The following is a 12,743-nucleotide window of genomic DNA, read 5'->3' on the forward strand; positions in this document are numbered from 1 at the left end:
GCTAGTGAAGCAAGTATCAGACTTGAAAAAGGTGAAACTAAAACTGTAACATTTAAAGCAACAGTAAATGAAGGTACGCCAGCAAGTGATGATAAAGGATATTTAAATACGGTAACCTCAGAAGGAACAGCTACATATACTGATCCAGAAAGCGGTAATGATGTAACGATTGATAAAAAAAAACAAAAAGATCTAGAACAAACAAGTACAGCTAATACACCAGTAATCGTTGTAAAAGATCCAACGATTACAAAGACAAGTGATCCAGAAAGTGGATCAACAGTAGCTAAAGGAGATAAGATCACATATACATTAACAGTAGAAAATCCATATGATGTTGAAAGAGAAATAGTAGTAACAGATAATCTACCTGGTCAAGTAAAAGCAGATGGAAAATATACGGTTAATGGAGTAGAACAAGATCAAACTTGGAATGGCAGCTACGAAGGAACGATCGAAGCTAATGGAAAATTAGTAATTGAGATTCCAGTAGAAGTAATAAAAGCATTTGATGAAACAAACGGTGAAGTCAATGTTATTAAAAACCAGGCAAGTTTAAAAGCCAAAGATGTTTTAACTGGAGAAGATGGTGATGATACACCAACAGAAGAAGTTACGCATTATATTACACCAAAAGTAAGTTATACAATGAATAAAGAACGTGTAACTAAACCAAAAGACGGTTTAAAAGGATTCTATGCTGGTACTGGTGAAGTTATTGATTATAAAGTGACTTTAGTAAATACTGGTGATATCACTTTAAATATTGATTTAGAAGATATCTTCGTTGATTCTGAGTATTTTGAATTTGTTGGTTCTAATCAAACTAATGTAACGATTGAACCTGGTGAAAGTAAAGAAGTAATATTCCAGGCTACGATCAATGCTAACACACCGGTAAATGCTGATTATGAAAATATTGTAACTTCAATTGCAAATGGAAGTTATGTTGATGCTGAAACTGGTGAAGTAGTATTGGTGGATGAAAACAATTGGCCTGATGGTGATACTAGTGCAAGATTAGAGGATAATGCTTTTACACCAGTAATTGCTCCTGAAGTAACTCCAGTTGATCCTGAAGAACCTGCTAAACCTGAAAAGCCAGGTGTTGATACTGGAGATAACTCATCAATTGCTTTATTTGGTTCTCTTGCAATTGTTTCTGGTTTAGGTTTAATATTAAAAAGAAAAAAAGAAGATTAATAGATGATCAAAGATAATTGATTGAAAAGGAACTGTAATTTTACAGTTCCTTTTTTATATATTTTGAAGAAAATTAAAGAAATTGATTTTAACTCCGTTTTTTCGGTTTTATGATGGGGGTAACTCAAAGCATGATTAAAAAAAATCCTTTATAATATAAGTAATATAAAGGAGGAACTAGAAATGAAATATGCTGTTGTAAATGGAAAACTTACTCATGTTAATAAGGTTGCTAAAGGGACTATTGCAAGAGAATTTGGATATACAAATTATTTGGTAGTTGCTTGTAAAGGGAAATATCGGTCATATTGGAAGTATGTAAATATTAAATAAAGATGATGCAAATGAGTTTATTTATAATGATTGTACGACTTTTGAAACATTTAGTTGAAAAATTATAGATACTAGGCTAAAATTAAAAGGCAATGATTAAAAGAAGGGTTAAAATGTTATGAAAGAAAGAGAAAAATTTTCGTCAAGATTAGGATTTATCCTGATCTCTGCAGGTTGTGCAATTGGACTTGGAAATGTATGGCGTTTTCCATATGTTGTAGGTCAATATGGGGGAGCTTTATTTGTTTTGATTTATTTGTTTTTTTTAATTGTTTTAGGAGCTCCTATTATGACAATGGAGTTTGCAGTTGGTAGAGCAAGTCAAAAGAGTGCTGCACTAGCTTTTCAAACAATTCAACCAAAAGGGAAAGTTTGGAATTGGATAGGGAAATTCCAGATGTTAGGGAATTATGTTTTAATGATGTTTTACACAACTGTTGGTGGCTGGATGTTATCATATTTTGTAAAAATGATCAAAGGGGATTTTGTAGGAGCCATGCCTCAGCAAGTTGAAAATATTTTTAATAGTTCTTTACAAGATCCATTATTACAAGTTTTTTGGATGGTAGTAGTTATTGCAATAGGTTTTGGTATTTGTTCACTAGGCCTGCAAAATGGTGTTGAAAAAATTACTAAAATTATGATGAGTTCATTATTAATAATAATTTTAATTTTAGTTATTAGAGCAATTACTCTGCCTGGAGGTAGTGAGGGATTAGCATTTTATTTGATTCCAAATTTTGAAGCAATTGAACAGTATGGATTATTAGAAATAATATTTGCAGCAATGGGACAAGCTTTTTTTACACTTAGTTTAGGAATTGGTGCAATTGCGATATTTGGTAGTTATATTGATAAAAGTCGTCGTTTGTTTGGTGAAACGATAAGTGTATGTACTTTAGACACTTTAGTGGCTTTATTATCGGGGTTGATAATTTTTCCAGCTTGTTTTGCTTTTGGAGTTAATCCGGGAAGCGGACCAGGTTTAGTGTTTATAACGTTACCAAGTATTTTTAATGAAATGTGGTTAGGTCAGGTTTGGGGCACGTTATTTTTTGTTTTTATGAGTTTTGCGGCTCTATCGACAATTATTGCGGTATTTGAAAATATTATTTCATTTGGAATGGATTTATTTAATTGGAGTCGTAGAAAAGCTGTGATTATTAATTTGATTTTAATTTTAGTTTTATCTTTGCCTTGTGCTTTAGGATTTAATGTTTTAAGTGATTTTGCTCCTTTTGGAGCTGGTACTACAGTTCAGGATTTAGAGGATTTTTTAGTTACGTATAATTTTTTACCGTTAGGGTCACTAGCGTATTTGATTTTTTGTACTTATAGATATGGCTGGGGATTTGATAACTTTATTAAAGAGGCTAATACGGGAAGAGGAATCAAGTTTCCTAAATGGACAAAAGCTTATTTGAAATATGTTTTACCATGTGTGATTATTTTTATTTTTATTCAAGGTTATTATACGTTCTTTATTAAGTGATAATATTTTTTAATCAAGATTAAATAATGCCAGAAGCAAAATTATTTTGCTTCTGGCATTATTATAGTTAATATAAAAGAATAGTAATGGATCAATTAATAAATAGTAAAAAGCTAATAATAGCCAATAGACAAGCAATGATATCTAACCATAATCCCAATTTTAGGGCATAGCGATTATTTTGTAATTTAATACTGCCAAAATATAATGTAACAACATAAAAAGTTGTATCACTGCCTGTTTGAATGATTGAGGCAAGAATACTATAAGGATGATCAACACCATATTTTAAAAATACATTATTTAAGACACTGAGTGATCCATTTGATGAAAATGGTCTAATGATCATCATCATAAAAATATCTATGGGAATATTTATAGTTTTAAAAATACTTTTAAAAACGATTTCTAAGATATTAATAATGCCACAGTTTTGAAAACAAGTCACCCATAGGATAAATGCCATCATAGTTGGAAATAAAGTAATTAATAATTTACTACCCTCTTTTACACCCTCGATAAATTCATTAAAAATATCAACTTTTTTAAAACAAGCTTCTATTAAAGCAATTAAAATTATAATTAAAATAATACTATCCATAATGTTCAATCACCTTACTAGCAATGATTCCTACAACTGTAATAATAAAACCAATTATAAGACTATAACTAAAAAAACCTAAAATATCATGACTGCCGTAACTTTGTCTTAAGGTCATCATCGTAGTGGGAATTATTGATAATCCTGTTGTATTGATGATTACTAACAGCATCATTTCTTTACAAGGAACCTTAGGATCAGTTTGATATTTAGTTAAAGATTTCATTGCTTTAAGACCGCTAATTGATGCTAAAGAACCAACCCCTAATAAATTAGCAATAAAATTAGTAGATAAATATAGATATATTTGTTGATCTTCAACAGCTTTACCATAAACTAATTTTAAGATAGGTTTTAAGATAAATGATAATTGCTTTATTAAACCAGAAGCTTTGATAATATTTAAAAAACCATTCCATAAACATGCGGATAAAACTAGAATCTTAATTAATTCAAAAACTTGATTTGGAGATTCTAATATTGCTTTAAACATATCATTTTGATGATTAGTTGCAAAGGCTGTTAAAACAAAGAAAACTAAGCCAAATTTAAAGACTTTAGCCATAAAATAAATCCTTTAAAATCATTTTAAAACCAAGAAAAAAGTTATATGGAACTACTTTTTGTTTACTAACAGGCTGATTATTTAATGAAACAACTATTTGATCATCAACAAATGAAACATCTACTTTATCTGTAGGTTTTTTATTCACACATATATCAAAATCTAAATAATACTGCTGCTGTTTAAATTCCACGATTCCCTTAGAAAAGACTTTAGTTTCTTTCAATAATTCATAACATTCCTCATATTTATTTTGATGAAACTCAAAATCATTACCACAATTAAAAGTCACAATAATTAAATCTAGATCATCTTTACGTGCCATCGTAATCAAAGTACGTTTAGCTTTTTTAGTAAAACCAGTTTTTCCTCCAATACAATACTTATAATTAGTTAATAACTTATTTTTATTATGCCAGGTTCCATTACCATCTTCTCTTGTATATTCCTTAGTACCAACGATTTCATTAAATATAGGATTTTGATGACAGTAAGCCATTAATTTGGCCATATCATAAACAGTAGATTGATTACCATTATCTTCTTCATCCAGACCAGTAGGATTAGAAAAAGTTGTGCTATGAAGCTCTAATTCTTTAGCTTTATCGTTCATCATATCAACAAACTTAGGAATATCTTTAGCTACTGCTTTTGCAATCATAACAGCAGCATCATTTCCGCTTCTCAACATCAATCCATATAGAAGATCACGTAAACTAATTTTATCGCCTATATGTATATAGATTCCACTTCCCCAAGCTTTGTTGATAGTATCATCAACGGTTATAATAGTATCAAGTTTCATATTTTCAATAGCAATTATACATGTCATGATTTTAGATATCGAAGCTACACTTTGAATATATTCTTCATTGCTGCCTTCAATTACAATTTGATTACTTGCTTCCATAACTATATAACTTTTGCCTTGAAAAGGAACGGTTTTAACACTATCTAGCGGTAAAAAAGTTAAAGAAATAATTAGGCCAATCATTTTTATATAATGCATTTTAATCACCCCTATAAACCTATGCATAAATTATTAGGTTTAGAAGAAAATTTAAATATAAAAATATATTTGTTTTATATTTCTTGATTTCATTACAAGTATCGAATTTGTTTATTTCAGCAATATTAAAACAGCTTCATCAATAGAAAACTTTTATATAATGGGTGATATTTTAATTCCAGTTTCATTTTACAATATGGATATTTTTCTTAGAAAAAAGTAATTGCTTTTATATATAAAGAGGTGTAAAATGAAATCAATAGATAATGTTTCTATCATCCAAAATTTAATAAAGTCTTTGTGGCAGGGTGAAAGTCCCTACCGATGGTTATAGTCCATGACCCATATCATTGATATGGCTGAGTTAGTGAAATTCTAACACCGACGGTTAAAGTCCGGATGAGAAAAGACATTTTCTAGAATTCTACCTGAAGACTTTTATTGTTTTCAGGTTTTTATTTTAGGAGGAAGAAAATGAAAAATGAAAAAACAAAAAAGTTAGTATTGATTGCAGTTCTTGGGGCTTTATCAGCAGTTTTAATGGTGTTTAGGTTTCCATTACCGTTTATGCCCCCTTTTTTAAGCTTTGATTTTGCTGGTATTCCAGAATTGATTGGAGCATTTGCATTGGGACCTGTAGCAGCAGTTTTGATTGTTATCGTTAGAATTTTATTACAGCTTGTTTTATCAGGTACTAATTCAATGTTTACTGGGGAATTGCAGGGGTTGATGCTAAGTATTGCTCTTGTTTTGCCGGCAGCTGTAATTTATAAACATAATAAAACAAAACAAGGGGCATTAAAAGGAATGCTAGTAGGATCATTAACAAATATCGTAGTTGCAGTTTTTACTAATCTTGTAATTATTATTCCTTTTTATGTGGCATTATATGGTATGAATATGGATATGATCATTGATATGTGTAAAGCAGTTAATCCGTATGTCGATAGTACATTTAAATTAGTTGTTTTAGGAATCATCCCTTTTAATCTTATTAAAAATGTGGTTGTGTGTTTTATTACATTTATAATTTATAAAAAAATTAGTCCAATTATTAAAAAATATGCGAGATAAGGAGAAAAAAGATGGAATTTAATGAAGGAAAAGCATTGTTGTTTAAAAAACTTGGAGATTGGAAGATCATGGCACTTGCTTCTAGTGTAAATGATTATGTAATGGTTAGAAATGTAAGTTGTTTATTTTATGATGATAAGATTTATTTTAAAACAGATAAGAATTTTAGAAAAACTCAGCAGTTATTTAAAAACCCTCAAGTAGCCTTATGTACGGGTGGTGTTCAAGTAGAAGGACTAGCTAAAAATCTAGGTTTAGTTGTTGAAGAACCAGGGCGTAAATTTGAAAAATTATATAAAAAATATTTATGGCAAAGCTATAATTCTTATAGCCATGAAGATAGTGAAATATTGATTGAAGTAACACCCAAATTTGTTGAAATCTGGGATGAAGATGAAAATCGATATGCTTTTCAAACATTTATTGATTTTGATAAACAAACAGTAGAAATAAAAAAATATGATTAAAAAAATACGCAATCTAATTGATTGCGCATTTTTGATATCATTTGTATTTTTCAATTAATAGATCTAAATATTCTTTATATTTAGAATCATTAGCGTTTAATTTATCAGAAGTACTAGTATATTTTTTAACTGCCATCGTTGCACGATTGATTGGAAGAAGAGTTCCAGCTCCAGCGACACATCCCCCAGGACAAGCCATACCTTCAAGAAGGTAACCATCGTATTTTCCTTTTTTAGCAAGATTCAACATTTTTTTACAGTTCTCTAAACCTTCTGCAGATTCTACTAATACCTCGCGTTCAGGGTCTTTAGCCTTAATACAGTTAACAACAGCTTTAGCTACACCACCGCTTACAGCAAAACCGCGACCATCACTGCTTGCCTGGGTAAACGGATCATCTTCGTTAGGCTGTAAAGATGCAAAATCAATTCCTTTAGCTTCAAACATTGCACCTATTTCTTCAAAAGTCAAAACAAAATCAACTTCACTGCGAACTGATTTTCTAGAAGCTTCCAACTTTTTAGCAGCACAAGGACCAATAAAAACAACTCTGCTGTTAGGATGTTTTTCCTTGATTAATCGCGCTGTCAATACCATTGGGGTAAGAGCCATCGAAATATACGATTTAAATTCTGGAAATTCTTTCTTGGCCATCATTGACCATGATGGACAGCAGGAAGTAGCCATAAAAGGCTGTTTATCTGGTACTTTTTCTAAGAAATCCTTAGCTTCATCGATAGTACATAGATCAGCACCGATGGCAACTTCGACAACATCTTTAAAGCCAAGTTCCTGCATTGCTTTTTTTAGGATCTCTGGGGTTACTTTAGCCCCGAATTGTCCGATAAAGGCTGGGGCAACGGCAGCGATGATTTCATCACCTTCTTTTATTGCCTGAATCAGTTGAAAGATTTGGCTTTTATCAGCAATTGCACCAAATGGACAACTAACTAGGCACATCCCGCAAGAAACACACTTATCATAATTGATCTGGGCGTTACCATATTCATCAGATTCAATTGCATTCATCCCGCAAGCTTTGGCACAAGGACGTTCTTTTTTTAAAATAGCATCATAAGGACAAGCATTCTTGCACAAACCGCATTTGATACATTTGTCTTGATCAATATAAGCTTTTCCTTCTTTAAAGCTAATTGCTTTTTTAGGACAAATTTCCATACAGGGATGAGCTAAACAAGCTTGACAGCCATTACTTACTTCAAATTTTTTTTCAGCACATTTATTACAGGCAAATTTAATGATGTTAATAAGTGGTGGTTCATAATATTTGTCAGCAATAATGCTATCTTCAATACCTTTAGAAATCGGAGCTGGTTTATCGATTGGACGCAATGATAAACCCATTGTTAGACGGAGACGTTCACCAACGATTGCCCGCTCTAAAAAAATACTGTCACGATAAGTTGCAATTTCGCCAGGAATTATCTTATAGGGCAGATCTTCAATCCGACTATAATCATTACCTTCATAAGCTAGTTTTGCAACTTCGACGAAAACTTTTCGTCGAATCTTAGTTAATGATGAATAAATTCCTCTCATAATATTTCCTCCAAGTCTTTTATAACTATATTTTATCGTAAAAAAAATTTTTATTAAAGAGATATCCGATTATTTAATAAATATTAAAATTTAGTTTTGATATTATTGCTTTTAATTTTCATTTCAGTATAATGTATACGAAGTAGGTGAGAAACATGGAAAGATTGCAAAAAGTAATTGCTGCCAGCGGTTATACGTCGCGAAGAAAAGCTGAAGATTTAATTGTTCAAGGTAAAGTTAAAGTAAATGGCCAAATAGTTAATGAGTTAGGAACTAAAGTAAAAAAAGGTGATATTATCACTGTTGATGGCAAACCAATAGTAGGGGAAAATAAAGTATATTATGTATTTTATAAACCTAAAGGATGTGTTTGTACTTTAGATGATGAGTTCGATCGACCAATTATTACAGATTATTTTACAGATGTTAAAGAAAGAATATATCCAGTAGGACGATTAGATTTTGATACTACTGGTTTGATTATCATGTCTAATGATGGAGAGTTTGCAAATATGATCATGCATCCACGCTCACATTTAGAAAAAATCTATGAAGTTTCTATTAAAGGATTGATTACCGGTTCAACACTAAATAAGTTAGAAAAAGGAGTTTATTTAGAGGGAGTAAAAACATTGCCTTGTAAAATCAAAGTTGTAGGTAAAGATATTGAACATAAGACGACAATGTTAAAAATAAAGCTGGTAGAAGGTAAAAATCGTCAAGTAAAGAAAATGTTTGAAAGTGTCGGGCATCCAGTTAAAAGATTGCATCGTGTTAGTATCGGTTGTGTGAATTTAAAAGGATTGACACCAGGGAAATATCGAATTTTAAAACCTCAGGAAGTTAAAGATTTAAAAAAATTAGTTAATACAGTTAAGTAGCAGGACATGTCTTTATTTGACAATAATTTTAGTTTTATTAGTGCATACTGTATGATGGGTGATGAAAATGAGAATACAGATAGTTGAACCACAAAATACGAATGAATGTGGTATATGCAAAGCACAAGGAGATTGGATCAAGAAGATAAATGTTCGTAATATTCCAGGTATATATTGCTTAAAATGTAATACTTTAACGATGTTTGATAAAATGCCTTCAAAATATGTTTATCGAGCATTTAAAAAAGAGACTGATAATATTAGAATGGAGTATTTAGCTAAGCAAAATGATAAAGTTAAATAAACAAATTTGTTGACTTTAGTCAATAAATGAGTAGAATTAAAAGAGTAAATAAGATGCGATGATTTAGGATATGTCTAGATAGTGCTTTGATTTAGAGAAAAGACGGTTGGTGCAAGTCTTGATGAGGCTATTTAGGTACTCCCTGATATGCAACACTCGAAAGAGAATGTCGGTAGCGCGTTATAGCTTTGAGGTTATTTAATAACAAATTAAGGTGGTACCACGATACTCTCGTCCTTTGGATGAGAGTTTTTTATTTAAAAGGAGGCTGGCATGGCTAAATTAGTTTATCCTAGTATCGAACATCGTGAAATGATCTTAGCTTATGTAAATGAAACTCTTGCTTATGGCGAAGAATATATCAATGGTGTTGGTGGAAATCAAAATTTTAATGAATATGAAGATTGGCTTAAAAGAGAAAAACAAAATCATTTAGGAATTAATTTAAAAGATGGTTTTGTACCGGATACGGTCTATTTTTATATTGAAGGTGATAAAATAATTGGGATAATCAATATTCGGCACTGTTTAAATGAATTTTTATTAAAAAGAGGTGGTCACATTGGTTATAGTGTTGCCCCGAGTCAAAGAAAAAAAGGTTATGCTACAGCAATGTTGAAAGAGGCAATCGGAATCTGTAAAAAATGGGATATTTATCCAATTTTAATTACATGTAATAAAGAAAATATGGCTTCTAGAAAAACGATTGAAAAATGTGGCGGTAAATTAGAAAATGAATATTATGATAAAGAAAGTAAAGAAACATATTTACGTTTCTGGATAGGAGAAGAAAAATGATTGATTTTAAAGAAAATGCAAAATTAAGTGTTTTAAATCATTCTTGTGCTCATGTAATGGCTCAAGCAATTAAACATTTATATCCTCAAGCTAAGTTTTGGGTAGGACCAGTAGTTAGTGAAGGATTTTATTATGATGTTGATTTAGGTGATGATGTTATTAAAGATGAGGATATCGCTAAAATCGAAAAAGAAATGAAAAAAATTTGTAAAGATGGTAAACGTATCGTACGTGAAGAAATTACTAAAGAACAAGCTTTAGAAATGTTTAAAAATGATGAATATAAGATTGATTTAATCAATAATTTTGAAGATGGTACTAACATTAGTTGTTATCGTCAAGGGGACTTTGTTGATTTATGTCGCGGACCTCATGTGGAAACAGTTAAAGCTTGTAAGAATTTTAAGTTAATTAAACATTCGGGAGCTTATTGGAAAGGGGATAAAGAAAATAAAGTTCTCCAAAGAATCTATGGTGTCTGTTTTGAAACACCGGATGCTTTACAAGAACATCTTAATCTATTAGAAGAAGCAAAACGTCGTGATCATAAAAGATTAGGTAAAGAACTAGGATTATTTATGATGAGTGAATATGCTCCAGGAATGCCATTTTTCTTACCTAAAGGGATGATTTTACGAAACACTTTGGAACAATACTGGTATGAAGAACATACAAAAGAAGGTTATGAATTTATTAAGACACCAATTATGATGTCACAAGAATTATGGGAAACTAGTGGTCATTGGGCAAATTATAAAGAAAATATGTATACAAGTATGGTTGATGATCGTGAGTTTGCCATTAAACCAATGAATTGTCCAGGAAGTTTATTAGTATATAAAAATAGTTTACATTCTTATAAAGACTTGCCGCTTAGAATGGGAGAACTTGGTCAAGTTCATCGTCATGAAGCTAGTGGCGCTTTAAATGGTTTATTTAGAGTTCGAACATTTACTCAAGATGATGCTCATATTTATATGACTCCAGATCAAATTGAAGGAGAAATCGTTAGATTGATCAATTTTATTGATCGTGTTTATAGCAGCTTAAATTTAAGCTATGAAATAGAATTATCAACTCGTCCAGAAAAGAAATATATTGGTGATCTTGCTATTTGGGAAAAATCAGAAGCTGCTCTTGGAGCTGCTTGTAAAGCAGCTGGTAAGGATTATAAAGTTAACCCTGGTGATGGTGCTTTTTATGGTCCGAAATTAGATTTCCATGTTAAAGATAGTTTAGGAAGAGTTTGGCAATGTGGTACGATTCAATTAGATATGAATTTACCAGAAAGATTTGATATTACATATATTGATGATAAAGGTGAAAAAGTTCGTCCAATCATGATTCACCGTGTTATCTTTGGCTCAATTGAAAGATTTATTGGTATCTTGATCGAACACTTTGCTGGTGTTTTCCCACTATGGTTAGCACCGGTACAAATAAAAGTATTACCAGTAAATAACGAATATCATTTAGAATATGCAAAAGAAGTAACTGAGTTATTACAAAATGAGGGATTCAAGGTAGAAATGGATGCCCGTGAAGAAAAATTGGGATATCGGATTCGTGAAGGACAAATGGAGAAAGTACCATATTTGTTAGTTCTTGGTAATAATGAGCGTGATGAAAAAACTGTTACATATCGTAAACATGGTGAACAAGTGCAAACAACTGTTCCTTTTGCTGAGTTTGTTACAATGTTAAATAAGCAAATCGAAGATAAAAAATAAATGCCCTGATAAATAATGGTATTAAGTTAAGAAAAAACTAAATATCATTGAATTAAGAAAAGGTGATTGTTAAAGCTAAGACAATCACCTTTTCTGTTATTTCTAAATTGGAGTTTAAAAACAGTGATTTTAAACGTACTCAAAATGAACTATTAAACAGCCTAAAAAATTTTTGTTATTCTAAAATTAAGTGCTATGTAAATCATGTCAGGACGTTCTATAATTTAAAGACTTACATGATTTGGGTTTTATAGCACGTTTGAATGATCTTTCTGGTCGCTGCGGGACCAGAAATTTTTTTATTCTGGAAACAAGTTCTTTTTCTTTCAGTTTATTTCTTAGATAAAGTCTTATGTTGATTACTGCTTCAGAAACGTTATACATTAACAAAGCCGTCTTTTCTTTCCAGCGATAATGATACAGTCCTTTGAAATCTTCAAGTTGAAATTCATCTTCTGATAGATTTGTAATAATTGTTTCATAGGTATCATCTGTTATTTTAAAGCGTACAATTCTAAAAGATAATTCATAAAAATTCTGAGTTGGTCCTAGAAAGTCAAATCTGGAAGTTGTTGGGATAAAGACATATTTATCTTTATCAGCTTTTATTTCTCTGGTTTGAAGTTTGTCATGATACCGTTTTTACTTTCGATATCTTTAACTCTGATTGCAAATTTAAGGTTGTTTTTGCATAAATGAGCCAAAAGATTATAGTTTTCATAACC

13 protein-coding genes and 1 riboswitch are annotated in these 12,743 nt (G+C 30.9%); of the genes, 9 read left to right on the plus strand and 4 right to left on the minus strand.

Going from position 1 to position 12,743, the window contains the following annotated elements; all coding sequences use genetic code 11:
• The 3 genes from BR82_RS15885 to BR82_RS0112825 all read left to right on the plus strand — a co-directional run.
• Positions 1-1,203, plus strand: a 1,203-nt coding sequence (locus BR82_RS15885) for a DUF7927 domain-containing protein (protein WP_034865066.1), incomplete at its 5' end; no start/stop codon positions are given.
• 183 nt (positions 1,204-1,386) lie between these two features.
• Positions 1,387-1,536 carry a hypothetical protein gene (locus tag BR82_RS17375; RefSeq protein WP_162832139.1) on the plus strand — a complete coding sequence of 50 codons (150 nt, stop codon included), beginning with the start codon at positions 1,387-1,389 and terminating at the stop codon, positions 1,534-1,536.
• Positions 1,537-1,654: 118 nt separating this feature from the next.
• A complete protein-coding gene (locus BR82_RS0112825) occupies positions 1,655-3,028 on the plus strand; it encodes a sodium-dependent transporter (protein ID WP_027090509.1) in 1,374 nt (457 codons plus the stop codon).
• Between the two features lie 91 nt (positions 3,029-3,119).
• Here BR82_RS0112825 and BR82_RS0112830 read toward each other — a convergent pair whose 3' ends face one another.
• The 3 genes from BR82_RS0112830 to BR82_RS0112840 are packed head-to-tail and all read right to left on the minus strand — an operon-like array spanning position 3,120 to position 5,203.
• A complete protein-coding gene (locus BR82_RS0112830) occupies positions 3,120-3,629 on the minus strand; it encodes a spore maturation protein B (protein WP_027090510.1) in 510 nt (169 codons plus the stop codon).
• The gene (locus tag BR82_RS0112835) at positions 3,622-4,194 is read right to left on the minus strand and encodes a hypothetical protein (protein WP_024722348.1); all 573 of its coding nucleotides are present in this window, start codon (positions 4,192-4,194) and stop codon (positions 3,622-3,624) included. The genes BR82_RS0112830 and BR82_RS0112835 overlap by 8 nt, the downstream gene beginning before the upstream one ends.
• On the minus strand, positions 4,187-5,203 hold the full coding sequence (locus BR82_RS0112840; protein WP_240474564.1) for a D-alanyl-D-alanine carboxypeptidase family protein: 1,017 nt from the start codon (positions 5,201-5,203) through the stop codon (positions 4,187-4,189). The genes BR82_RS0112835 and BR82_RS0112840 overlap by 8 nt, the downstream gene beginning before the upstream one ends.
• 290 nt (positions 5,204-5,493) lie before the next feature.
• Positions 5,494-5,618, plus strand: a riboswitch (FMN riboswitch).
• 59 nt (positions 5,619-5,677) lie between these two features.
• Here BR82_RS0112840 and BR82_RS0112845 point away from each other — a divergent pair.
• Positions 5,678-6,277, plus strand: coding sequence for an ECF transporter S component (locus BR82_RS0112845; RefSeq protein ID WP_027090512.1), 600 nt, complete (start codon positions 5,678-5,680; stop codon positions 6,275-6,277).
• A gap of 11 nt (positions 6,278-6,288) precedes the next feature.
• Entirely contained in the window at positions 6,289-6,744 is a 456-nt protein-coding gene (locus BR82_RS0112850) for a pyridoxamine 5'-phosphate oxidase family protein (protein ID WP_027090513.1), read from the plus strand.
• Between the two features lie 37 nt (positions 6,745-6,781).
• Here BR82_RS0112850 and BR82_RS0112855 read toward each other — a convergent pair whose 3' ends face one another.
• On the minus strand, positions 6,782-8,305 hold the full coding sequence (locus tag BR82_RS0112855) for a 4Fe-4S dicluster domain-containing protein (RefSeq protein ID WP_027090514.1): 1,524 nt from the start codon (positions 8,303-8,305) through the stop codon (positions 6,782-6,784).
• A 155-nt stretch (positions 8,306-8,460) separates the two neighbouring features.
• Between BR82_RS0112855 and BR82_RS0112860 the strand changes: the two genes are divergently transcribed.
• From BR82_RS0112860 to thrS, 4 genes are all read left to right on the plus strand, one after another.
• Entirely contained in the window at positions 8,461-9,186 is a 726-nt protein-coding gene (locus BR82_RS0112860; protein ID WP_027090515.1) for a pseudouridine synthase, read from the plus strand.
• Positions 9,187-9,253: 67 nt separating this feature from the next.
• Positions 9,254-9,490, plus strand: a complete 237-nt coding sequence (locus tag BR82_RS0112865; protein WP_227053463.1) for a hypothetical protein — start codon at positions 9,254-9,256, stop codon at positions 9,488-9,490.
• A gap of 273 nt (positions 9,491-9,763) precedes the next feature.
• On the plus strand, positions 9,764-10,288 hold the full coding sequence (locus tag BR82_RS0112870) for a GNAT family N-acetyltransferase (RefSeq protein ID WP_027090516.1): 525 nt from the start codon (positions 9,764-9,766) through the stop codon (positions 10,286-10,288).
• Positions 10,285-12,018 (plus strand): threonine--tRNA ligase, encoded by a 1,734-nt coding sequence (thrS, locus tag BR82_RS0112875; RefSeq protein ID WP_027090517.1) that lies wholly within the window; start codon positions 10,285-10,287, stop codon positions 12,016-12,018. The genes BR82_RS0112870 and thrS overlap by 4 nt, the downstream gene beginning before the upstream one ends.
• Positions 12,019-12,743 lie beyond the last annotated feature (725 nt).

This window comes from Thomasclavelia saccharogumia DSM 17460 (assembly GCF_000686665.1).
Lineage (GTDB): Bacteria > Bacillota_I > Bacilli_A > Erysipelotrichales > Coprobacillaceae > Thomasclavelia > Thomasclavelia saccharogumia.